Origin of the sequence: Gardnerella sp. DNF00476, assembly GCF_049262735.1 — a bacterium.
Classification (GTDB): domain Bacteria; phylum Actinomycetota; class Actinomycetes; order Actinomycetales; family Bifidobacteriaceae; genus Bifidobacterium; species Bifidobacterium vaginale.
Genome location: NZ_CP058401.1, coordinates 1,126,973 through 1,151,667 on the forward strand (window position 1 = coordinate 1,126,973; position 24,695 = coordinate 1,151,667).

Sequence of the window (24,695 nt, forward strand, 5' to 3'; positions counted from 1 at the left end):
AATGGCTAATAATAAAACGGCTCACTCTTCTAAAAATGATTCAGCTATTAGTTGGAAAACTCTTAGCAGACTTGCCTCTTATGTGCTTGTGTATCGAGTTAAAATTTGCGTAATTATTGCATCAATAATAGTTAGCGCAATCGTGCAAGCTGCAAGCGCAATGTTTTTGCAATCTCTTGTTGACTCGTATATTCTTCCGCTTGTCGGTAAGCATAATCAGGATTGGACGCCTCTTGTTCGCATGATTATTCTGATGGCAAGTGTTTACGCTGTTGGTGTGTTTTGTTCTTGGCTTTGGAGCAGGCTTGTTGCGAATATATCTGAAAGTGTTATGCGTGATTTGCGAGATTCTATGTTTAAGCATCAGCAGAAGCTTTCATTGCGTTACTTAGATTCTCAAGGTTACGGCGATATTATGAGCCGTTACACAAACGATACTGAGGTTCTTCGTGAGGCAATTTCGTGGGCATTTCCGGACTCTTTTTCTGCACTAATGTCGATTTTGGCAGCGTTTATATCTATTATGTGCCTATCGCTTCCGGTTGCAGTTTTTGTAGCTATATTTACTGCAATGTTGCTTTATTTAGTGCGTTTTATGCTAAAGAAATCTGGCAGTTTATTTGAGCAATTCCAGCATGCATTAGGCGAGTTAAATGAGTTTGTTGAAGAATCTGCAACAGGCAGCAAAGTGATTAAAATTTTTAATCATGAGACAGATTCTATTGAAAAATTAGATAATTGCATAGAAAAAGTGCAAAAAATTTCTGCAAGTGCCAATTCTTATGCGAATAATGTAATGCCTGTTATTAGTAATGCAAGCTATTTGCTTTATGTATTAATTGCTTTACTTGGTGCGTGGGCTGCTTCAGCTGGTTTGCCAACGCTGGGATTATCTGGATCTAGTACTCTTACATTAGGTACGCTTATATCTTTGCTGGCACTTTCGCGCGCATTTATTAACCCTATTGGCGAAATTACAATGCAAGCTAACGCACTTATGATGGCTCTTGCAGGAGCTTCTCGTATTTTTGAGTTACTTGATGAAAAGCCAGAACTTGATTCTGGCAGTGTGCAATTAGTTAAAGTGCGTGTACTTCAGTCTGCTGAAGATCTTGGAGAAAAATCAGCATTTGATGTGCTTGAAGAAGTAGACGAACAATCTGAAGGAAACAATATTTATTGGGCTTGGAAAAGGTCAAAGCAAGATAATGGCACTAAAGCTAAAAAGTGCGCTCAAAACTTAAGTGAAATGGCTCAAGAGATTGTGTGCCATGCAAAGCGAGATGCTCGCACTTCTAAGGATGGCCGCTATACTTTGCTTCGAGGCGACGTGCGTTTTACGGATGTTGTGTTTGGCTACAAAGAAGATCATCCAGTTTTGCACGATATTACGTGGTTTGCAAAACCTGGTCAAAAAGTTGCTCTTGTTGGAGCTACAGGTGCTGGAAAAACTACTATTGCTAACCTTCTTACGCGTTTTTACGACATTGATGATGGGCAAATTTTGTATGATGGCATTGACGTGCGCGATATTTGCAAAACGGATTTGCGTCACGCTATTGGCACTGTTTTGCAAGATGTGAATTTATTTACTGGCACAATAATGGACAATATTCGTTATGGAAATCTTGATGCTAGCGACGAAGATTGTATTCAAGCTGCAAAATTGGCTCATGCTGACGCGTTTATTTCTCATCTTCCTGACGGATACAATACGCAGCTTAACAATGGCGGTGAAGGGCTTTCTCAAGGTCAGAAGCAGCTTATTTCTATTGCTCGTGCTGCAGTAGAAAATCCGCCTGTGTTGATTCTCGATGAAGCAACTTCATCGATTGACACGCATACTGAAGAATTAGTTCAGCGTGGAATGGATTCTTTGATGGAAGGGCGCACTGTATTTGTAATCGCTCACAGACTGTCCACAGTGCGCAATTCTGATGTGATTATGGTGCTGGATCACGGTCGCATTATTGAACGCGGTTCGCATGAGGAATTATTGGCAAAACGTGGGGAGTATTATCAGCTTTGCACTGGAGCTGCTGAGCTTGAATAATAGCTTGATTTTGTGCTGCAACACGCCGAACACGCGCGGCACTTGCATTTTGCTAAGGATTCTGTAAGATAGTGACTCGGCTGTTCGAGAGAACAAAGCCACGGCCCCGTAGCTCAGTTGGTTAGAGCGCCGCCCTGTCACGGCGGAGGTCACCGGTTCAAGTCCGGCCGGGGTCGCGATTAATAGAATACCCGGTTCGCCGGGTTTTTTATTCATCATGGCTCTGTAGCTCAGTTGGTAGAGCGAACGACTGAAAATCGTTAGGTCAGCGGATCGATCCCGCTCGGAGCCACTGTCAAAATAAGCGTTAGAAGTGTTTGATTGCTTCTAGCGCTTTTTGTTTTTGCGTCTTACCTACATTATCCATCCTCACCCTGTTTTGCTGCTTTGATACCATACGATGAGTTGATATTATGAGTCGTAGTTGAACAATTTTATGTGAATAGAAGTGGAATAAAGTGGAAGAATCTCAAATAGTAAATTTGCAATCTGACGAATTAGAATCCAATATTTTGGAATCTGATGAATTGAATTGTATGAATAAGCATAAAAACAATAAAGATGATAAAGACAGTTCTGCTAGAGTAATTCTTTCTTTTGTAAGAAGGTCTGCTCGTTTGGACGCGCGTCTTGAGCGAGCAAAAGAGCGATATTCAAGCCAATATTTATTAAATGTTGAAGATAGTTTAGGGTCTTTACGTGTAAAAAGCGATTTGCTGGTAGACTCCAACTGGGTTGCTAAAAATTGGGGTAATTCGAATCCTCTTATTGTAGAAATAGGATCTGGTCAGGGCGAAAATATTGTAGCCGCAGCCGAATCAAATCCAAATATTAATTTTCTTGCACTAGAAGTTTATGATCCAGGAGTGGCACACACAATGCTATTAGCTGGAAAACAGGGTGTAGAAAATCTTAGAATAGCGCAAGTTAATGCACCTGATTTTCTAGCTTCATGCTCTAATGGTGTTTTGAAAGAAGTTTGGACTTTCTTCCCAGATCCATGGCCTAAAATGAGACATCACAAGCGTAGGATTGTGCAGCCGTCTTTGGCAGATGCGGTGCATAACGCACTTATTGATAAAGGTGTTTGGAGAATTGCTACGGATATTGAGGATTATGCACTACATGTTCATGAAGTTATGGATGAACGAGAAGATTTTGAAAATACTGGAAAGTTACAAGTAAGTTTGCCGATTGAGCATGTTGGTAAGGGCAATGCTCAAGATGCTAAAGATTTACCTCATGCTGATTTCGCGGAATCTGTAAGATTTGAAGGTAGGGTTTTGACGAATTTTGAGCGTAAAGGATTAGAAGCAGGTAGAAAAATTCACGATTTGACTTATGTTGCTAAATGAGTGACGAAATGATTCAACACGCCGTAATTTGCTATGTGAGTTTATGAGTGTTAATATCATATGGTTTGGTTAAAGCCCCCTTCGTCTAACGGTTAGGACACCAGACTTTCAATCTGACAACAAGAGTTCGACTCTCTTAGGGGGTACAAATTCTAAGCCACTTAGTTTGCTAAGTGGCTTTTTGATTATCAATCTCTTGTTGCAAGTAGTGATTTCAGGGTAGCGATTACCCCGATTACCCGTAATTCAACCAAAGTTAATTGCAAATAAGAAATAAGATTATGTCAGTGGTCAGTGGCGCGTTTAGTGGCATGCAGGGTAAAATAATGAACAGCGTGTGTTTACAAGATTATTTGTAGATAATATACAAAATGTGTAAATAGCAATGACTATTAGTTAGACGAAAGAGGCTGGTTATGCCAAATATGTTCGGAACAGATGGTGTTAGGGGATTAGCCAATCGAGATTTAACCGCGCAGCTTGCGTTGGATTTAGGAGATGCTGCAGTACGTGTTTTAGGTGAAGCAACGCATAGTAGCGAGTCGCATAACGAAGATGCAGGGAAGAAAATGCATGCTCGACGCAGAGCGTTGGTTGGGCGAGATACTAGAGTTTCTGGAGACTTTTTAGCATCGGCTTTGGCTGCTGGAATGAGTGCGGGCGGTTTTGATGTGATCGATGCTGGCATAATACCAACTCCTGGCGTGGCTTTTCTAACTTCTGTGCTCAATGTAGAAATGGGAGCTGTGATCTCTGCTTCGCATAACCCAATGCCAGATAACGGCATTAAGTTCTTTGCACGCGGAGGCTTCAAACTTCCAGATAGCAAAGAAGACGAGATTGAGGCTGTTTTAGGCAAAGAATGGCAGCGTCCTACAGGCAGCGGCGTTGGACGAATCAGCCATGACACTATTACCGCAACAAACCTTTACATCGATCACCTCGTTTCTTCTGTTGCTCCATTAAACAGCGAAACATCAACACGTCCAAAACCTCTTTCGGGATTAAGAGTTGTGGCAGACTGCGCAAATGGTGCAACGTCTGTAGTAGCACCAGAAGCATTGCGCAGAGCAGGCGCAGAAGTAATAGTAATTAACGCTTCTCCAGATGGATACAATATTAACGATCACGCAGGTTCCACACATCCAGAACAATTGCAAGCTATGGTTAAGGCGTCTAACGCCGATTTAGGAGTAGCTTTCGATGGTGATGCAGACCGTTGCCTAGCTGTAGACGAAAAAGGAAACATGGTTAATGGCGACCAAATTATGGGCATTCTTGCGCGTTCTAAGAAAGCCGAAGGAAAGCTGAATCACAATACTCTTGTTGTTACAGTAATGAGCAATCTTGGATTAAAGCTTGCGCTAAAAGACATGGGTATTTCCACTGTTCAAACAAGCGTCGGAGACCGCTACGTTCTAGAAGAGATGCTTAGAGGCGATTATTCTCTTGGCGGTGAACAGTCGGGTCATGTGATTAATCGCGAGTTTGCAACCACGGGAGATGGCACACTTACAGCACTTACGCTGTGTCGCGAGGTTGTGCGCGAAGGCAAGAAGCTTTCGCAAATGGCTGCCGACTTCCCTCAGCTTCCGCAATGCTTAGTCAATGTGCCGAATGTAGATAAGATGGCAGCTAAAACTAATGCTGCTGTTCTTAAAGCGGTAGAAAAAGAAAGCGCGCTTTTGGGAGATACGGGGCGCGTTCTTCTTCGACCAAGCGGAACAGAACCACTTGTGCGCGTTATGTGTGAAGCTGCAACGCAAGAGCAAGCAGATGAGGTTTGTGCACGACTTGCGCAAGTTGTAACTGATAATCTTAAGCTGTAGCGCTCGCGCGACGACCTACCTTTTCGCTTAGAGCGTAGCGCGAAAAGGTAATTCGGAGCGCTGAGCCGCTTAGATCAGAAGCACTGCTTCTGCGCGGCGAAGACGTGAGCGCGCTGTAACGCGCGAGCGATTTCCTGAGAATGTTGTTAGACACGCCGTTTACAGCTACAAAAAACAGATAACCTTGATATACTAATCCTTTTGGTATTGTTGTTTGAGCGTATGTGATTTAGCAACAATAATCAAAGTTGGCTTTGTAAATTACTTTAGAAGTTTTGTAGAATTAGCCTTGGTAAAGGAGCCCTATGTTTACGCATCACGCAAGTGTTGATACTAAGCTTAGCCGCGCGGTGGAGCGCCTTTTAGATTCCGCTACAGACGATGGCGTGCTATCTATAGTTCAAGCAGGAGAGCCTGTGTTAAGACAACGAACAGTGGCTTACGATGGTCAGCTAACGCGTGCTACTCTTAATAAGCTTATTTCGCTTATGCACAGCACTATGTTAGATGCACCAGGAGTTGGCTTAGCTGCTCCGCAAATTGGTTTAGGTCTTGCAATTGCTGTTGTAGAAGACCATGTTCGAGACGATGCAGATGATCCTAGGGATATTGCAGAATTGCCATTTAGGGCGATCATAAATCCCCACTATGAACCAATTGGAACACAAACACGCAGTTTTTACGAAGGATGCTTGAGTGTTGCAGGATATCAGGCGGTTCGTCAGCGTTGGTTAGATATTCAAGCTACATGGCAAGATGAAGATGGTAAGCAGCATTCTGAACGTTTACATGGTTGGCCAGCGCGAATCTTCCAGCATGAAACAGATCATTTACGCGGAGAGCTTTATATTGATCGTGCTGAGATGCGCTCGCTTTCTACAGATGAAAATCTTGAGGATTATTGGTCTGATGAGGCTGTTCCTGTAACTGCTGCTAGAACACTCGGTTTTGCGATTTAAAATAAAAGACGAATGCAAAATAAAATCCCCCACAAGTTTTCTTGCGGGGGATTTTATTAATCACAAATATCAGATATGGAAGTAAAGCTCATACTCGAGTGGCGTTGGAGCCAAACGAGCCATATCCATCTCTTCATGCTTTAGATTAAGCCAAGTTTCAATCAAGTCGCTAGTAAACACATCTCCTTGCATAAGGAAGTCGTGATCTTCTTCCAAAGCTTGCAAAGCTTCACCAAGCGAAGAAGGAACTTGCTTAATGCCGTCATGCTCTTCTGGAGGAAGCTCGTAGAGATCTTTATCAACAGGAGCAGGAGGCTCAATGTGGTTCATAATGCCGTCTAAGCCAGCCATAAGCTGAGCAGAGAACGCTAAGAATGGATTGCAGGAAGGATCCGGAGCGCGGAACTCAATACGCTTAGCAGAAGGAGCCTCACCAGCAAGAGGAATACGAATAGCTGCAGAACGGTTACGAGCAGAGTAAACCAAGTTGACTGGGGCTTCGTATCCTGGAACAAGGCGGTGGTAAGAGTTAAGTGAAGGATTTGTAAAAGCGAGCACAGAAGACGCGTGCTTAATTAAGCCGCCAATGTACCAACGCGCAATATCGGAAAGCTGAGCATAACCAGTTTCCGCATAGAACAATGGCTTACCATCCTTCCAAAGCGACTGATGGCAGTGCATGCCAGTGCCGTTATCTCCAGCAATTGGCTTTGGCATAAATGTTGCAGCCTTACCAGCCAAAGCAGCAGTCTCGTGAACAACGTACTTGTATTTCATTAAGTCGTCGCCAGCATGAACAAGCGTATTGTAACGGTAGTTGATTTCCTGCTGACCTGCGCCGCCAACCTCATGGTGAGAACGCTCAAGAATCAAGCCAACCTTTTGAAGGTTGTAAACCATGTCGTCGCGCAAGTCTTGATTATGATCAACAGGTGGAACAGGGAAGTAGCCGTGCTTTACGCGATTCTTAAAACCAATGTTGTTGCTGCCATCATCTTCAGTATCAATGCCAGAATTCCATGGAGCTTCGTTGGAATCCACCTCGTAGAAGGAGCGTTGCATGTCGTTTGCAAAACGCACCTTGTCAAAAATGAAGAACTCGGCTTCTGGAGCAAAGCTTGCGGTATCGGCAATGCCAGTTGCCTTTAAGTAGGCTTCGGCTTTAATTGCCACTTGGCGAGGGTCCCTAGAATAAGGCTCGTCTGTTACAGGATCCACAATCGAAAAAGCAACATTCAAAGTCTTATGCTTGCGGAATGGGTCAATGTATGCGGTGTCTACGTCTGGAATCAGCTTCATATCGGACTCGTTAATAGCTTGGAATCCTTGCATAGAAGAGCCGTCGAAAGCCATCCCATCTGTAAAAGCGCTGTTTAAGAACTCGCTTGCAGGCACAGTAAAATGCTGCTGAACGCCAATCAAATCGGTAAATCGAACTGATACGTATTCAATGCCTTCTTGCTTAATCAAAGCTTCGGCATCTTCTTTAGTTTGTAAAGTGGTCATGCACAATCCTTTCGTAAAAATCTCAGTAAATAGTTTAGATTGTTGCATAAGATTTTGGATTTCAGCGACTCGACTATCTGGTTACGATTGTGTTACACGCTACTTATTTGTGTTTATATGCACAAAACATGCAAGCGGCTCGTGCTCCCACGTTATAAAGTACAATGTATTTTATGAATAATAAAGAACAACATGAAGGCAGTATAGATAATCACAGCACAAGTGCAAAGCTTGATTTATCCGCGATTTTCCCAGCCAAAGGGGATGATAGGCGCCCGCCAGATTGGCTTAGCCGCGCGCTTATGTATGCTGTTATTGCAGCGTTCGTAGCGATTTTTGTATGGTTTGCTTGGGGAAATATCGCCTTTATAGTCTTCGATGTTGTAGTATCCATTTTTATAGCGTTGGCAATTGAACCTCTTGTTGTGCGGCTCATAAAACACGGGTGGAGTAGAGCTTTTGCATCTTTGGCAAGCTTGTTTGGGCTGCTTGTAATAGTTATTTTGCTTCTTGTGCTTTTTGGTAATCTTTTTGTGCAACAAGCAGTTTCCATGGTTTTAGGTCTACCTGATTTATACAACCAGTTTGCCCATTTTGTACTAAATTCCACTGGTTTCAAAATGCCAAACATTGAGCAACTCGGCATGGAAATTCTTAAACACGTTCAAACCTCTTGGGTTGTAGATTTCGCTGGACAAGCAATTAATACAACGTGGGGATTATTGGCGGTTTTGCTTGATTTACTCACTATTCTTATGGTGACCTATTACATTTCTGCAGCTGGTCCTTCTATGCGCAGAAGTGTGTGTAGGCTGTTGAATCCTAAATCTCAGAGGCGATTTTTATTTATCTGGTCCGTTGTACAGGAGCAGATATCAAGCTTCCTATTTTCGCGCACAATTTTGGCAGCTATTAACGCAACGGGTACTGCGATTTTCCTAATATTCATGAATGTTCCATATTGGCTTCCGCTTTCACTGTTTTGTGGAATCGTTTCGCAATTTGTTCCGACAATAGGAACATATTTAGGTGGAGCACTGCCAATTTTATTTGCGTGGGGATCTAATGGTTTTGGATCAGCTATAGCAGTTTTGATTTTTGTGACAATTTATCAGCAGATTGAAAACATGGTGATTTCCCCTAAGATTTCCGAAAAAACCATGGACTTAAATCCTGCAGTAGCCTTTTTATCGGTGTTGATTATGGGTGCTGTGTTTGGTGCTCTCGGTGCATTCTTAGCACTTCCAGTAACCGCTAGTTTGCAGGCAATTCTCAAAGTTTGTACAAAACAATACAATCTAGTTTCTTCACCTTTAATGGACGATCCAAAGCCTAATCGTAAATCAATTATGGTTACGAGTGTTGAAACTATAAGAAACAGTTTTGTTAAACCTGTTAAAGATAGTGTGCTTAGAGTTATGAAAGGATCTTCATCTCGAGTATCTATTAACGAAGACATTATGTATTGGTATAAGCAAGCCTATAATTCTTCAGACGAAACTATTGAAAATGAAAATTCAGTTGACGATTCTGGGTATGTTGAAACTATGGCAATTTCACGCGATATTTTAGACGCTGTAAATAAGGATATTGCTAAAAAGCGCGCAGAAAATTCAGATTCGGATAAGTCGCAAGCAACCGATCAAGATAAGGAAGAACTAAAGTCAAAAACAAATAAATTTGGTACAATTCCAAACGAAAATAAAAAAGAAAATAAAAAAGCAACAAACTCAAATAGTAATCCACGAAGTGGGTGGAATAAATGATTCTTTTGTCTATTTTCGACGTTTTAGTAATCATAATTGGCGTAAGTAGCGTTGTATATCAAGGTGTTTGCGCAGTCGCATCGCTTGTAGCAAAGCCTATTGTGTTTCCGCAAGCACCAATGGACAAGCATTACGCCGTTCTAATATCCGCGCGCAATGAGGAAGCTGTAATAGGAAACCTCATAAAATGCATACAATCCCAAACTTACGATCAAAAATTAATCGACATTTGGCTAGTCGCCGACAATTGCACCGACAGCACGGCGCAAGTTGGAAGAGAGTACGGGTGCAATGTTATAGAGCGATTCGACAAGCAGCATATTGGCAAAGGCTACGCTTTAAGCTACCTGCTGGATCACATAATGGAGCTTGGAAAAGACAAAGATTACGACGCGTACTTTGTTTTCGATGCCGATAATAAGCTGGATTTGCACTATTTTGAAGAGATGAACAAAGGATTCCATGCAGGATACCAGATTCTAACAAGCTACCGAAACTCAGTGAATTTATCGGATAATTGGGTGTCTTCTGGGTCGGCATTGTGGTTTATACGCGAATCGCGATTTACCAACAATTCGCGCATGCTTTTTGGGTCTAGCTGCCATGCAGGCGGAACAGGATTCATGTTTTCGCGCGAAATCATGCACAGAAATCGCGGGTGGAAATTCCATCTGCTTACAGAAGACCTTGAGTTTACAATGGACTCGATTTTGCACGGCGACAAAGTGGGTTATTGCGGATCGGCGGTTCTCTACGACGAGCAGCCAGTATCGTTTAGGCAAAGCTGGAGACAGAGGTTGCGCTGGAGTAAAGGCTTCTTGCAAGTGTTCCGCTATTACGGAGCAGCTCTTATACGTCACGGAATCCGCGAGCGCGATTTTTCGTCAGTTGACTTTACGCTTATGCTATGCCCGTTTATGGTGCTTGCGATTGTGCGACTCATACTCGGATTTATTTTTGCCGCGTTTGGATTCGTCACTTGGACAAGCCAGATTGACTCGACGCTTAACTTTATAACCACTACTGTCACAAGCGTTTTAGGTATGATGGTGTTTGTTTCGCTTACCATTCTTGTAGAACACGATAAGCTTGGAGCCACTAACAAAGAGCTTTTTGCGTACGCACTAAGCTTCCCTATTTTTATGCTTTCGTACGTGCCGATTGCGTTCCAAGCTGTGTTCTCTAAGAGCGAGTGGAAGCCGATTCACCACACGGGTCGGTAGCGCTTCGACCTGCCTTTTCGCTTAGAGCGTGCGAACGACGACCTGCATCGTAGTGTGTTTATACGCAATATATGAGATAATAGAGGCCTTGGTGTAAACGTGCGATTGTGCAATAATGTAGCGCAATACGTGCGTTTATCTGTATGTTGCGAGGTTCTTATGGTAGATTCTGTTCCTTCTGCAAATATGTCTGGCAGTGTTCCAGTTTTTGGCGTAAACACTTATTCAAGTGATAGTAGCAATGCAGATGTTCCTGCGGTTTCTATTCGCGGATTTGTTAAGACTTTTGGCAAAAAAGTTGCTGTAGATAATCTTTCTTTAGACATTCCAGCAGGCTCTTTCTACGGATTGGTAGGTCCGAACGGTGCTGGCAAAACCACTACGATTAAAATGCTTACGGGCTTGCTTATGCCAGATGCTGGCTCGGCTTCGATTTTTGGCAACGACGTTTGGAGCGACGTAAATCGTGCTAAGCGCGCAATCGGTTTAATGCCACAAGCAGATGAGATTTTTAAGACGATTACTGGCCTTCAGCTTTTAACATACGCTGGCATGCTTCGCGATATGAGCCGTGCGGAATCCGTAAAGCGTGCAAACGACTTGCTTTCTGCTTTCGACTTAACAGAAGCTGCAAATACTATTGTTTCTGACTATTCAACTGGTATGACGAAGAAGATTTGCCTTGCAACAGCTATGATTCACAGCCCGCGCGTGCTTGTGTTGGACGAGCCTTTTGAGGCAGTTGACCCTGTTTCTAGCGCAAATTTGAAGGATATTCTTGCCGAGTATGTTTCTACTGGCGGAACGGTGATTATTTCTTCGCACGTTATGGAATTGGTTGAAAAAATGTGCTCGCACGTGGCGATTATTAACGAAGGTCATGTTGCAGCTTCTGGCACTCTTGAAGAAGTTGCTCAGGGCAAAGATCTTGAAGATCGCTTTATGGAGCTTGTTGGCGGACGTCACGCGGCTGCGCGCATCGACTGGCTTAACGGTGGTAAGTCTGACAACGCTCCTGCATCTTCCACCGATCTCAACGCTTAAAAAAGGAGAGCCGTAATGTCTATGATTTTCACAATGGTTCGCCTTCGCTGGGCGCTTACTTTTTCTGTTATGCGAAAGTCGATTTGGCAAAAAATCGGCTTTGGTATAGTCATTGTTTTTGGACTTGCGATTATATGCGCTCTTGGTTTTGCTGGTTTTCAAGCGGGAAAGTATCTTGATCCAGGAATGCTTGCAGATACTAAAAATTGGCAGGAATTCCAAGTTGTTCCAATAATGATTGCGTCGATTGCATCAATTTTTACGCTGTTTATAAACCTGTTTATGCTCGGCAGCGACACAACACTAAAATCGCGCAGTTTTGCGCTTTATGGCATTCCTCACGTAAAGCAGCAAGCTGGTATGCTTCTTGGCTCTCTTTTTGGAGCGTTTTCAATAAGCTGTACAATCGCGCTTGCTTTGTGGTCTTTAGCGTACAGAAACTTTGGAATTTTACCAGTTTTAGTAAGCGTAATTGCAGCTCCGCTTTATGTTGCAACAATCGTGTCTTTAAGCAAAATGCTTATTGAGCTTTTGGATACTATTTTAATAAACAAGCGTTCAAGAAACATTTTTTACTTTGTTATTTTCGTAGCGTACATGCTTTTTGTTGCGTCAATGAACAGGCATAGCAGTACGCCAAATGGAATTGTGTTTGGCTCAAGTTTCTGCGCTGTTTCCGCTTTTACACCATTAAGTGCTGCTATGGCTTTGCCTCTTGACGCCATTAATGGCAATTGGCTTGCGCTTGTTATTCGCTTCTTTATTTGCGTTGTAACGATTGCTGTTTGCTTTGCAATATCCGTATTTTGCGCAAAATTAGAGCCGAAGCTACTTCGCGGCGAGCAAAAAACAGTTGTTAAAACTAAAGGAATCGGCTTATTTGCAGCAGTTCCAGACAACACAGTTGGTGCGATTATTGCGCGAATTATTAGCGTTATGAGAAGAGACATGCGTCAACTGTTTTTGCTTCTTACGCCGCTTTTTATGCTGATAGTTGCAGGAGGAGCTACTTTCAAAACTAAAGGATTTGCTTCTATGGCACAGGACTTAGGTGTTTCTTGCTGGCTTATCTATGCTGCTTCGCTTATGGGCATGGTTGTTGGAAACAATATTGCATACGATGGCACAGCTTTTACTATGCACGCGATTATTGGTGTAAAAGGCTTGCACGATCGCTTAGCGCACGCAATAGTTTGGTCCGCCATTTGCGCTGTGTATTTTGCGATTCTTGGAGTAGGAGTTTACGTTTTTCTTTTCTTCGTATTAAATGTTCATCAAAGTGTAAATGCAATTCTGTTCCAAACTCTTTCACCAATCGGAATAGCTTTTGCTACCATAGGAATCGGCTTAATCTCTTCGTGCATTGCAATGTACCCTGTATCATCAATCGAAAAGCCATTTTCTAGGCCGCAAGGCTCTGCTGGCGCTAGATCTTTTGCTCCAATAGGTTTTATGCTGCTATCTTTCGTATGCATGATTCCGTCTATTGCTTTGGCTATTGTGTTTGTGGCTATTAACATGAATCTTTTGTGGATTGCAAGCATACTGTTTGTAATAAACGGTGCAATCGTTCTGGTTGTTGGCGTTATTTTGGGCGGTAAAGTGATGGATAAGCGCATAATTCGCATTGTAGAAAACTTGCGCAGATTCGCATCGATTACTGCTTGAGTATTACTGCGCACGCCTTTAAAAATTATGCGCACAAACTTACTCTCGGCATATGCAAGTGTATAGTTTGTATAGTTGTAAAGAATTGCAATTAACTTAAGTACATACACATACAACTTAAGTACATACACATAGGCGGCGTGCGCATGCAAGACGATGAAGACCTTAAGAATCTAGATAACATAGTCGAGATTCCAGAAGATGCTTTCACGTCGAAAGAGGCTAGGGAAAAAGCTGGTTTTAAGTCCAGTTTGCAAACAGTATCGCAAAAAGTATCCTCGCCAACAGTATCGCAAAAAAAGCAAGCCGAAACATTGGATGAATCGCCAGCAACCGAACTTAGTGTAGAAAACCACGCCAATGGCTCTAGGCTAAAAAACCGTTTTCTAGTCTGCTTAATATCGGTAATTGGCGTAATTTCTTTAATGGGTGGCTATATTCTGTTTGATTGCCAAGATATTTTGCAAAATCGTTTTATTAATCAGTTTGAAATTGCTGCGCGTGATCATAAGATTTTTCAAAAGTTAACTAGCCCCAAACCTAAGAGATTAGCTAAATATGCTAGCTTGATTAAGCAGGTGGATAAGAATAAGCCTGTTGACAAGTCATCTGCGGAAAAGATTTTGAAGGAATTTTTTGAATATCCAGGTCTTGGTCCTAATGCTTCAGCTGTTATTGCTGATGCAAACGGAAAGATTATAGCTGCTAAAAATGAAAATCTTGCTTTGCAGCCGGCGTCTACTATGAAAACGCTTACGGCTCTAGCTGCCTCGCATGTTCTAGACATGGGATCGACTCTTTCTACAACAGTTTACGCAAACTATGTTGGAAGCTCTAGAAATGCTGATTCTGCTGTATCTGGAGTGAAAAATGGTTTTGCTAGGCTCGTTCTTCATGGCGGCGGCGATATGCTGATGGGTGCTGCAACCAATGATCCAAATCATGTAAATGGTAGAGCTGGTCTTGAAACCCTTGCTAGCAATACTGTGAATTCGCTTAAAAAACAAGGTGTAAAAGTTGTTGAGCTTGCTGTTGATGATTCCTTGTTTGGAGAGAAACGCTATCCTGATTTGATTCATGAAAATGATGAAGAAGGACGTTTTTATGCGCCAACATCGTCTTTAGCTGTTGATGAAGGCAGAGATCGTAATTTTGCAGCATGGGTGGCTGCTGGCAATGATGCTGATGACCCAGATGATTATCCACTTTTAGATCGGCATCCAGCTGTAAGTACGGGATTAATTTTTGCGAATCTACTCAAAAAATTTGGTATTGACGTGAGAACTTGGAGCACTGATTCTGCAAAAATTGGCAAAACTTCCAAGATTGATGGATTATCATCCATATATGTTAGCTCTAGAAAACCGATGATTTCCTCTGATTTTAAGCAAATAGCCCGCGTTTCTTCTGCTCCACTTAACGAAATTATGGCATATATGCTAAGGCATTCGGACAATTCTATTGCGGAAGAATTTGGTCGTCTTACTGCGCTCGCTATGCGTAAAAGTAATTCTCCAGAAGGTGCCACAGACGCTGTACGCGACGTTTTGCGCGATTTAGGCGTTGATATAAACGGATTGCACATGTCTGATTGTTCTGGGCTTTCGCCTAAATCCGCTATTCGCGCTGTGACTCTTGTGCAAGTTCAGGCTCAGAATCTTAAAATCGGTAAAGGTGCTGCAGCAGCAGAAGGCTTAGCTTTACCTGGTGTATGGTGCACTTCGGCACGCCATCGTTTGTCAGATCCTTCGGCAGCTGGCTTACTGCGTGTTAAAACTGGTTTTCTGGGTGATGTGTCATCTATGGTTGGCAACGTTTCTAGAAAGTCGGGAGGCGCGCTAACCTTTGCGGTTGTTGTTAATCCTCCTGGAGATGTTAACTACACTTATGTTGGCATTAATAAGATGATGGCCGAGCTAACTAATCTTTAGTGCGCGCCAACCTGCCGGAGCGCTTAAAGCGTAGCGCGCGAAGGCAATTTGGCGCGCTGAGCTTGCTTAAGGTTGAAAGCACGGTGTGCTTTCAACGCAAGCGAAGTCGTTCGCGCGCTGTAACGCGCGAGCGACTTACCGAGAATGTTGTTCAAAATGGAAAAATCAGCAACAAAATCGGGAAATCGCTAGCGTTCGCAAATAGTTATAGTCTGTGATTTTCTGCTTGCCGCATATCCGCCAGGCAGCGCTACAGGTTTTTGACCGTGCCAGTTTGTAATTAGCTCGTCGATTGATTCTATATGATTTGACGAAAAACGTATTCCAGCGGCGGTTAGAGCGCGGGCGATTATTCTGCGTCTTATCGAAGTGTGTTGTTTTGTTAAAGGTGATATTGCTATTTTTACTTCGTGTGCGCAAGAATCATAATTTTGCTTTAAAATCGTCTCTTTTTCTATTATGTCAACTTGAGAATTAATGTAATCTAAATCGTCTTGTGCAAATTTGGCACCTTTGGCAAGTAGTAAAGTCATGTCTGTAGCAAAAAACCGTGAAATATAAGGCATTAGAGTATGTCTTATTCTTGAGCGAAGAGGGTATGACTTTGGTAGTTCAACATCGCTTTGTGTTAAATCGCCGTTTGTTGGATCATCCCACCACTCAATGCCCAAATCTTTGCAAATATTGGTTGTTTCAAGTCTTCTAAGGTTAATTAGCGGTCTAGCAAAACGTATTCCACTTCGAACCGTAATATTTTTCATTCCAGCTACAGCTTCAAGACCTGCAGAGTCTCGTAAACCTATAATCACTGTTTCTGCTTGATCGTCAGCTGTGTGCGCTAAAAGAACTGCGGATGCACCCAAATCCTTAGCCGCGTCAATAATAGCAGCGTATCTAGCGTCTCTTGCTGCAGATTCTTCTCCTTTTTCGCCATCTTTAACTTGCACGGACTCAACGAATATAAGTGATTTGTCTACTCCTAAACTTGCAACAGTATTAGCAGCGTTTTGTGCAACTTTTGCGGATCCTTCTTGCATGTTGTGGTTCACTATAATCGCTGCACATCGAATACCTCTGCTTGCGCACACTTTGACTGCCAGTGCTGTTAATGCTAGCGAATCGCGTCCTCCAGAGCATGCTACCAGCACGATTGGTGCGTTTGGTAAAGCCAAATGTTGCCCGTGCTGCAAGAATTGTGGACCTTGCACTTCTAGCCCAAGATTATCGAAGCAGCGTTTTACTTCGCCAATTCCTTTACGCCAACTAGGTGAGTAAACCATGCTTATAGTCTAAATCATAATGTGTAAGTTGCGTAAATGTATACCATGTTGAAGCTTGTTGAACTTCCTTGTTTGGTGTTGTGTGAGGGCTGGGTGTTTCTTGTCTCACAACGCTCTGCCTCTTACGTGTTGTCCGGTGTTGCGGTTGTTCCGATTTGGTTTTGATTTTGTTTTTTGGTTGATGTTTGTTTGTAGTGGTTGATCATTGGATTATTTGGTATCGGCTGCCGCTCTTATATTGTTCGACCAAGAATCACCCAGCCCTCTTACGTACTAAAACAATTGCGTATAGCTTAATCACCGAGATTCTCGATTTTTCTTGCTACTTCAGCGAATCACCATTTCATGCTGAGGTTCGCTTCATTCGCTGCAAAAAATCTCGAATCTCCACAGCGCTTGGCATCTAAATCATAATGCGTAAGTTGTAACACGTCCGTCATTCGTTTATGCAATCATAGTTAGCATGCAGATTGCTGATATAAGAGATGATATTGATTACGAATTGATCAGTCACGAAGAACTTATGAAGCGTATTCGTGAGGTTGCGGCTCAAGTTAGTAAAGACTACGAGAACCGCGATATTTTGCTTGTTGCAGCTCTTAAGGGTGCTGTTAACACGCTTGCTGTTTTCTCGCAGGAGCTTAGTCTTAATGCTCCTATGGATTTCATGAGTCTTTCCAGTTATGGCAGTGGCACTAAAAGCAGCGGTCAGATTACGGTTCGTGAGGACTTGACTACTGATGTTCGCGGACGAAACGTGCTTATTGTTGAAGATATTGTTGATTCTGGCAAGACTTTGGATTGGCTCGTTAAAGAGCTTAAGAGCAGAGGCGCTGCGAGTGTGAAGGTGTTTGCGCTTCTAACTAAACCTGCTCGTCGCGAAGTTGAAGTTGATATTACTTACGTTGGATTCGAGATTCCAGATGCTTTTGTAGTTGGTTTTGGAATGGATTACGACGAAAAGTATAGGAATCTTGATTCTATCGCGGTTCTTAAGCCATCTGTGTATGAATCTTAAGTATTCTTTATTGATTTTGAGTAGTAATCTTAAGAAACTTTGGTTAGTCTTAAAAAATCTTGATTAATTTTAGGTAATCTTGAATAATTAAGTACTGGATAATAGAAACCAAATAGTAGGATTTAATCCTAATTTTAAGCATATTTCTATGTAAGGAGCCTTCAGAAGGATCCTGAAAGGAGCCTGATTATATGGGCGCTTCTCCAATGTCGCCTCGCGGACCTATGGGTGGACCTATGAAAAGTCCTTTGGGAGGTAACGGTAATAATCCGTTCCTTCCGCCTAATTTTGGAAAAAATCCAGATAGGAATAGTGGGAATAATAAGAACAATAAAAACAAGAACGGCAATAAGAATCAGAATGGTAATGATTCGCAGAATGATAATAATCCTGATTCTCGTCGTAAGTTCTTTAAATCTCCTTGGACTTGGATTGTTCTTCTTGTGATATTGTCTGTAGCAGGATTCCAGATGTTTGTGCATAACGGTACACAGACAATTGATACGCAAGATGGCTTGGAGTTGCTTCATAAGCGTAGTGCAAATTATGTGGAGGTTATTGACAACAAACAGCTTGTAAAGCTTACGCTTGACAAGAAGTATGTTAAGCTCGATAAGCGCGATAAGCAGAAGCACGATTATGGAAAAGACGTGCAATTCTACTATACGATTGCTCAGAGTAAGACTGTTGTTCAGGATATCGAAAAAGCTAAGCCAGTTAATGGTTGGACTGTTAGCATGCAGTCTTCTAGCATAATTTCTTATCTGATCACATCTATGCTGCCGATTTTGATTCTGCTTGGGCTTGTTTGGTTCATGTTTGGCAGAATGGCAAGCGCTGGCGGCGGAATGCTTGGAATGGGTGGCGGCCGTGGACGCGGAAAGCTTTTGGAAGGTCAAACACCTAAGACTAAGTTTGCGGATGTTGCAGGTGAACAGTCTGCTGTAGAAGAAGTTGAGGAAATTAAGGAATTCCTTAAGGATCCTTCTCGCTACAAGGCTTTGGGCGCGCGTATTCCGCGCGGTGTGCTGCTTTATGGCCCTCCAGGAACAGGTAAGACTCTTCTTGCGCGTGCTATTGCAGGCGAAGCTGGTGTGCCGTTCTATGCTATGGCTGGTTCGGACTTTGTTGAGATGTTTGTTGGTCTTGGTGCTTCTCGCGTGCGCGAGCTATTCGATGAGGCTAAGAAGAACGCTCCAGCAATCATCTTTATTGATGAGATTGATGCAGTTGGACGACGCCGCGGTAGCGGTATGACAGGCGGCCACGATGAGCGCGAGCAAACGCTTAATCAGCTGCTTGTGGAGATGGATGGCTTCGATAACGACACTAATTTGATTATTATCGCTGCTACGAACCGCCCAGATGTGCTTGATTCTGCGCTTTTGCGACCAGGACGATTTGATCGTCAGGTTGCTGTGGAAGCTCCAGATTTGGAAGGTCGCGAGGCGATTCTTAAGGTTCACGCTAAAGGCAAGCCTTTTGTTCCAGACGTTGATCTTCATATGGTTGCTGTTCGAACTCCTGGTTTTACGGGCGCGGATTTGGCTAATGTGCTTAATGAGGCGGCTTTGCTTTGCGCTCGTTCTGGCGCTCAGCTTATTGACAATCGCGCTATTGACGAGGCGATTGATCGCGTTCAGGCTGGTCCTAGAAAGAAGTCTAAAGGCATGGCTTTGGATGAGTTGCGTAACACTGCGTATCACGAAGGTGGTCACGCGCTCGTTGCTGCTGCCTTGCATCATACGGATCCTGTTACTAAGGTTACAATTTTGCCTCGTGGACGCGCTCTTGGATACACGGCTGTTATGCCAACTAGCGACCGCTATTCTCAGTCTCGAAATCAGTTGCTTGATCAAATGGCGTATGCTATGGGCGGCCGTACTGCGGAAGAGGTTGTGTTCCACGATCCAACTACTGGCGCTTCTAACGATATTGAAAAAGCTACAGCAATCGCTCGTAAGATGGTTGTTGAATATGGTTTCTCCTCTAAGCTTGGTGCCGTAAAGTGGATGGACGCTGATCAGGATTCTTCTGGTTCTTTGGATTCTTTGCAATCGCGTAAGTTCTCTAATAAAACTGCCGAAGTGATTGATGAAGAAGTTCACAAGTTGATTGAAACGGCTCACACTGAGGCGTGGGAGATTATTAATAATAATCGTGATGTTTTGGATGAGTTGGTTCGTCAGCTTCTTGTTAAGGAAACGCTTAACGAGAAAGAGCTTGAGCAAATCTTCTCTAAGATTCGTAAGGCTCCAGAGCGCGATTTGTGGCTTTCTAATTCGGATCGTCCAGATTCGCCTCTTCCTCCTGTAGAGATTCCAGAAAGCTTGAAGCGAAATATTGGTGTTATTAAGGATGATGCCTCTGAGGGTGATTCTTCTAAGGATAATACTGAGGATAATGCTGAGGATAAGTCGCCAGCTGATTCTACAGATGAAGATAAAAGTCTAAAATAATAATTTAATTTAAATAATAATTTAATTTAACAATTTTACGCGCGGTGTTTAGCGATTATGCAAAGCATCGCGCGTATAATATTTTTGGGAGGCGATTATGGACACAATTAAGTTAAGTGGTATTAAACCTAGTGATACTGATGCTTTTATTGGCTTATATACTCGCCTTAGTGTTGATGCTGTTTTGAGTTTAGATTTGAGGGCAGCGGTTGCTGGCGACTCTACCCAAACGGTTGATATTGCCCAGATTTCTAAAAGACTTAGCCGCGTTTTGGACTCGTGTGTTCAAGATGATGATATTGCTAAGAATTCTTCGATTTGTTTGGAGCTTACGGCTGGAAGGCTACTGGATTCAGCTATGAAATCTTGGCTTGTTAAACAGGCAGAGATTACTGTTAATGCGCAGTTTAAAGCTGATTTTAACGATGCTTCTTATGATTTACCTAATGCAGATGGCGTGTCTATTACGATTCGTAGGGTTGCAGACGATGTGGAAACATCGCAGATTTTTGGATTGGCGAATCCTACGGACGCGTCGCTTTTTGCGGCTGAGCAGAAGGAAAAATTACAAGATGAGACTTCGAAAGATGAGTCTAAAGATAAGTCGCAAGCAACCAGCGATTCTAATTCTTCTTTAGATTCTGTCTATAGCCAATCTTGCTATAATCCAATTATCACAACTGCAGTAGTGTCAATGCAGGGAGAAAAATCAGAGTCAACAAAATTCGCCATGCTAGATATAATCACGAGTTTGGAGCAATCGAAAGAACCTATTTCAACTCAATTAGACGGCGTTTCGGCGTTATATCAGGTAAGCTCTGATAAAGGCGAAGAATATTCTGCAATAATAGTGGTATCTAGTACAATGGTAGAAGATGATCTAGCGCTTAAGATCAAAGAAATGCAAATTTCTCAAGAACAAAATTTGCGATTGAGAATTTTAGGCACGAGGCAATACGGATCTGATAGTTCAAACACAAAGACTATGGATTCAGATAGGCTTGATTCACAGCTAAATGCTGCACAATTGGAGCCATGGATGCAAATTGAGCCAGATGCTTCAATTGACGGAGAACCACTTGCGTACAAACTTGCGTTTGCACCAGATGCAGCGCGAGTCGGTATTTATTCAGAACGTTGGATTATGGGAGAGTGTTGATGAAAGCTTACCGCACGCCTTGGTGGTACTTTGTACTCGGGGTGCTATTTGGATTTGTATTCGGCGCATTCCTGGTGTCTATTACGGAATCAAGCGCAATATCGCTTTCTGGTGCGCCGTGGGTTGTTCTTGCGTTTATGACAATTGGTGGAATAGTTACCTTTATTCTTACTTGGCAGACGCATCAGTATGTTACTGCAAAGCCAGAGGAGCATAAGCATTTAAATATGCAGCTTGCTGTTGCAGCTCTTATGCTTGCAAAAGCGCTTGGAATGGCTGGAGCGATTCTAACTGGCTGGTATGCTGGGCAACTATTCATGTGTTGGCCGCATGCAAATATTCCGCTCTATTCCAACATTATTCGTGAATGCATTATAGCTGGAATAGTATGTCTTGTAGACATGATTATTGGTATTGTGGGTGAGTGGATGTGCCAACTTCCTCCAGAAGATGGTGCGGATGCATCAAGTGGTACTTCCGACAGGGCACAGTCAGCTGCTGCGATTTAAAATTATTTAAAATATAAAATTTAAAAATATAAGTATAAAACCGAAATACAAAACATAAACACAAACCTAAAATTTAAAAATCTGCTGTAATAATTTAATTTTAATTCAATTTAAATTCAATTTTTAAGGATGGTATATTACTTTGGCTGAATTTATTTACCAAATGATTAAGGCACGCAAGTCTTACGGGGATCGCGTGATTCTAGACGACGTTACCTTAAGCTTCCTACCAGGCGCAAAGATTGGCGTTGTAGGGCCTAACGGCATGGGTAAATCAACGTTGCTGAAGATTATGGCTGGTTTGGAGAATGTATCAAACGGCGAGGCTTCGATTACGCCAGGTTATACCGTTGGAATTTTGCAGCAGGAGCCACCTCTAGATGAAACGAAGACGGTTGGCGAAAACATTAAGATGGCATTTGGTGAGATTGCGCAAAAAGTAGCGCGTTTTAACCAAATCGGCGAAGAGATGGCAAATCCAGATGCTGACTTTGATGCATTGATGGAAGAAATGGGTAAGTTGCAAACAGAGATTGATGCTGCAAATGGTTGGGATTTGGATTCTCAGCTTGAGCAGGCGATGGATGCTTTGCAATGCCCAGACCCAGATTCGCCTGTTTCTGTGTGCTCTGGTGGAGAAAGGCGTAGAGTGGCGCTGTGCAAGCTTCTTCTTGAAGCCCCAGATTTGCTGCTGCTTGACGAGCCTACAAACCATTTGGACGCTGAGTCTATTCTTTGGTTGGAACAGTTCTTACACAAGTACGAAGGCGCTGTTATTGCTGTAACCCACGATCGCTACTTTATGGATAACGTAGCAGAGTGGATCTGCGAGGTGGATCGTGGTCAGCTTTACCCATACAAGGGCAATTACACCACTTACTTGGAAACCAAGGCTAAGCGTATGGAAATCCAGGGTGCTAAGGATGCCAAGCTTGCTAAGCGCTTAAAGAATGAGCTTGATTGGGTGCGTAGCTCGCCGAAGGCACGTCAGGCCAAGAATAAGGCTCGTTTGGAGCGTTACGACCAAATGGAGCAAGAGGCACGCAATTCCAAGAAGCTTGATTTTTCGGAGATTCAAATTCCTGCAGGTCCACGCTTGGGATCGCAAGTTTTGGAAGCGAAGCATATTCACAAGGCTTTTGGAGATCGCGTGTTAATCGACGATTTGTCGTTTACTTTGCCGCGTAACGGCATTGTTGGCGTGATTGGTCCGAACGGCGTTGGTAAGTCTACGCTTTTCAAGACGATTGTTGGCTTGGAGCCACTTTCTGGTGGAGAGCTTACAGTTGGAGATACTGTGAAGATTTCTTACGTGGATCAGAATCGTGCAGGATTGGATCCTAATAAGAACTTGTGGGAAGCTGTTTCAGGCGGACTTGATTTTATTGAAGTTGCAGGCGTTGAAATCCCTACTCGCGCATATGTTGCAAGCTTTGGATTTAAAGGTTCGGATCAGCAGAAGCTTACGGGCGTGCTTTCTGGCGGCGAGCGTAATCGCTTGAATTTGGCTTTAACTCTTAAGCAGGGCGGCAACTTGCTGCTGCTTGATGAGCCTACTAACGATTTAGATGTTGAGACTCTTGAAAGCTTAGAGAACGCTTTGCTTGACTTCCCAGGTTGCGCTGTAGTGGTGAGCCACGATCGTTGGTTCCTTGACCGCGTTGCCACGCATATTCTTGCGTGGGAAGGCGACGATGAGAATCCTGCAAAATGGTACTGGTTCGAAGGTAACTTCCAAGCTTACGAAGAAAATAAGATCGCACGCCTTGGTGAAGAAGCTGCTCGTCCTCATCGCTTGCATCGTAAGCTTACTCGCTAAATCGCGTATAACTCGTGCTATCAGAGTAAAACTGAATTAAAATCACGTATTGAGCTAAAAAGGAGAACAAATGCCGATACTTGATAAAAATGATTCTTCTAAAGTCCAAGAGTATGAGGAATTCATAAAACATTCGCCTTATGGAAACGCTATGCAAGATATGCGTTGGGCAGATGTGAAAAGCAACTGGATTAGTGAATACGTTTATCTAGAAGAAAACGGTAAGATTACAGCAGCAATGTCTGTTCTCGGCATAAAAGCTGTTGATGATAAAATGTTCCTCTATGCTCCTCATGGACCAGTAAGTGATTTTTATGATATAGAAACCACTAAGAAGCTGATTGAAGAAGCTAAGCCTCTTATTGAAAAGTACAATGCATTTTTGCTACGAATGGATCCTTGCGTTAAAAACGATCAAGATCTTGTTAAGAAGTATAGAGAGCAAGGTTTTACTTTTAGGAGCGATGGGGAAAAACTTCACTCTTTCTCCAATCCTCGATATGAGATGATGCTAGACCTTGAGGGTAAGTCTACGGATGATCTTCTTGCTGGGTTTAGTGCGATGACAAGAAGGCACATAAGGGCTTCTTTAAAAGCTGGCGTTACATCTAGGTGGAGTCGTTCTCAGGAAGATATTGACAAGTTCTATGAGCTTACTGAGATTATGGCAAAAAGACACGGTATTACATACAGACCTAAAGAGTATTTTGAGAGATTGCTTGCAGCTTATCCAGAAATGAGAATTTATAGCACGGACTATGAGGGTAAGACTATTGCGTGCATGATTGGTTTGCCTTATAACGGTGAATTATGGTACATGTATGGTGCTACTGCGACCATGCAGGGCAAGGTGAGCCCAGGGTATTTGTCTATATGGGATTTGATTCAGTGGGCGCATGAGCTTGGAATGAAGTACTTTAACATGGGTGGTGTGTTCTCACTTGATGTTAGCGATGGTCTTTATTTCTTTAAGTATGGTTTTTGCAAGGCTACTGATCCGTTTATTTGGATTGGTGAGCTTGATGTCGTTGCAGATGAGGATGCATACAGCAAGTTTGTTAATAGGTGATCTCCTGAAAATTTGCTATTTCTAGAGTGCTATAGTGCGCGAGTTGGG

Annotated in this window: 17 protein-coding genes and 3 tRNA genes; 18 read left to right on the forward strand and 2 right to left on the reverse strand. The window is 42.9% G+C overall.

The window, feature by feature from the left end; genetic code table 11:
• Position 1 precedes the first annotated feature (1 nt).
• The 7 genes from HXT25_RS04485 (at position 2) to HXT25_RS04515 (ending at position 6,196) form a co-directional block, all read left to right on the forward strand.
• A complete protein-coding gene (locus HXT25_RS04485; RefSeq protein WP_004115774.1) occupies positions 2 to 2,053 on the forward strand; it encodes an ABC transporter ATP-binding protein in 2,052 nt (683 codons plus the stop codon).
• Between the two features lie 102 nt (positions 2,054 to 2,155).
• Positions 2,156 to 2,229: transfer RNA gene (locus tag HXT25_RS04490), tRNA-Asp, on the forward strand.
• 43 nt (positions 2,230 to 2,272) lie between these two features.
• Positions 2,273 to 2,345 (forward strand) — tRNA-Phe (locus HXT25_RS04495).
• Positions 2,346 to 2,511: 166 nt separating this feature from the next.
• On the forward strand, positions 2,512 to 3,408 hold the full coding sequence (trmB, locus tag HXT25_RS04500) for a tRNA (guanosine(46)-N7)-methyltransferase TrmB (RefSeq protein ID WP_004115772.1): 897 nt from the start codon (positions 2,512 to 2,514) through the stop codon (positions 3,406 to 3,408).
• A 74-nt stretch (positions 3,409 to 3,482) separates the two neighbouring features.
• Positions 3,483 to 3,554 (forward strand) — tRNA-Glu (locus HXT25_RS04505).
• A 270-nt stretch (positions 3,555 to 3,824) separates the two neighbouring features.
• A complete protein-coding gene (glmM, locus tag HXT25_RS04510; protein ID WP_004112216.1) occupies positions 3,825 to 5,237 on the forward strand; it encodes a phosphoglucosamine mutase in 1,413 nt (470 codons plus the stop codon).
• Between the two features lie 305 nt (positions 5,238 to 5,542).
• On the forward strand, positions 5,543 to 6,196 hold the full coding sequence (locus HXT25_RS04515; protein WP_004115770.1) for a peptide deformylase: 654 nt from the start codon (positions 5,543 to 5,545) through the stop codon (positions 6,194 to 6,196).
• 69 nt (positions 6,197 to 6,265) lie between these two features.
• Here HXT25_RS04515 and glnA read toward each other — a convergent pair whose 3' ends face one another.
• Positions 6,266 to 7,702: a type I glutamate--ammonia ligase gene (glnA, locus tag HXT25_RS04520; RefSeq protein WP_004112221.1), complete on the reverse strand. Its 1,437-nt coding sequence runs from the start codon at positions 7,700 to 7,702 to the stop codon at positions 6,266 to 6,268.
• A 173-nt stretch (positions 7,703 to 7,875) separates the two neighbouring features.
• Here glnA and HXT25_RS04525 point away from each other — a divergent pair, with 173 nt between their 5' ends.
• The 5 genes from HXT25_RS04525 (at position 7,876) to HXT25_RS04545 (ending at position 15,334) form a co-directional block, all read left to right on the forward strand.
• Entirely contained in the window at positions 7,876 to 9,468 is a 1,593-nt protein-coding gene (locus HXT25_RS04525; protein WP_004116951.1) for an AI-2E family transporter, read from the forward strand.
• Entirely contained in the window at positions 9,465 to 10,691 is a 1,227-nt protein-coding gene (locus HXT25_RS04530) for a glycosyltransferase family 2 protein (protein WP_004115768.1), read from the forward strand. Before HXT25_RS04525 ends, HXT25_RS04530 begins: the two co-directional genes overlap by 4 nt.
• A 159-nt stretch (positions 10,692 to 10,850) precedes the next feature.
• Complete coding sequence (locus HXT25_RS04535; RefSeq protein WP_422118722.1) at positions 10,851 to 11,735, forward strand: ABC transporter ATP-binding protein; 885 nt, start codon at positions 10,851 to 10,853, stop codon at positions 11,733 to 11,735.
• Positions 11,736 to 11,750: 15 nt separating this feature from the next.
• Positions 11,751 to 13,403 carry a hypothetical protein gene (locus HXT25_RS04540; RefSeq protein WP_422118723.1) on the forward strand — a complete coding sequence of 551 codons (1,653 nt, stop codon included), beginning with the start codon at positions 11,751 to 11,753 and terminating at the stop codon, positions 13,401 to 13,403.
• Positions 13,404 to 13,549: 146 nt separating this feature from the next.
• Positions 13,550 to 15,334 carry a D-alanyl-D-alanine carboxypeptidase/D-alanyl-D-alanine-endopeptidase gene (locus HXT25_RS04545; protein ID WP_422118724.1) on the forward strand — a complete coding sequence of 595 codons (1,785 nt, stop codon included), beginning with the start codon at positions 13,550 to 13,552 and terminating at the stop codon, positions 15,332 to 15,334.
• A gap of 188 nt (positions 15,335 to 15,522) precedes the next feature.
• Here HXT25_RS04545 and tilS read toward each other — a convergent pair whose 3' ends face one another.
• Positions 15,523 to 16,614, reverse strand: a complete 1,092-nt coding sequence (gene tilS / locus HXT25_RS04550) for a tRNA lysidine(34) synthetase TilS (RefSeq protein WP_248903216.1) — start codon at positions 16,612 to 16,614, stop codon at positions 15,523 to 15,525.
• 463 nt (positions 16,615 to 17,077) lie between these two features.
• Here tilS and hpt point away from each other — a divergent pair, with 463 nt between their 5' ends.
• The 6 genes from hpt to HXT25_RS04580 all read left to right on the forward strand — a co-directional run bounded on the left by hpt (position 17,078) and on the right by HXT25_RS04580 (position 24,647).
• Positions 17,078 to 17,632, forward strand: coding sequence for a hypoxanthine phosphoribosyltransferase (gene hpt, locus HXT25_RS04555; RefSeq protein WP_004112234.1), 555 nt, complete (start codon positions 17,078 to 17,080; stop codon positions 17,630 to 17,632).
• Positions 17,633 to 17,823: 191 nt separating this feature from the next.
• A complete protein-coding gene (ftsH, locus tag HXT25_RS04560; protein ID WP_410309700.1) occupies positions 17,824 to 20,091 on the forward strand; it encodes an ATP-dependent zinc metalloprotease FtsH in 2,268 nt (755 codons plus the stop codon).
• A 97-nt stretch (positions 20,092 to 20,188) separates the two neighbouring features.
• Complete coding sequence (locus tag HXT25_RS04565) at positions 20,189 to 21,250, forward strand: dihydroneopterin aldolase (protein WP_422118725.1); 1,062 nt, start codon at positions 20,189 to 20,191, stop codon at positions 21,248 to 21,250.
• A complete protein-coding gene (locus HXT25_RS04570; RefSeq protein WP_004112239.1) occupies positions 21,250 to 21,759 on the forward strand; it encodes a DUF3180 domain-containing protein in 510 nt (169 codons plus the stop codon). Before HXT25_RS04565 ends, HXT25_RS04570 begins: the two co-directional genes overlap by 1 nt.
• A 142-nt stretch (positions 21,760 to 21,901) precedes the next feature.
• Complete coding sequence (gene ettA, locus HXT25_RS04575; RefSeq protein WP_004122991.1) at positions 21,902 to 23,578, forward strand: energy-dependent translational throttle protein EttA; 1,677 nt, start codon at positions 21,902 to 21,904, stop codon at positions 23,576 to 23,578.
• Between the two features lie 70 nt (positions 23,579 to 23,648).
• A complete protein-coding gene (locus tag HXT25_RS04580) occupies positions 23,649 to 24,647 on the forward strand; it encodes a lipid II:glycine glycyltransferase FemX (RefSeq protein ID WP_004112243.1) in 999 nt (332 codons plus the stop codon).
• Positions 24,648 to 24,695: the final 48 nt, after the last annotated feature.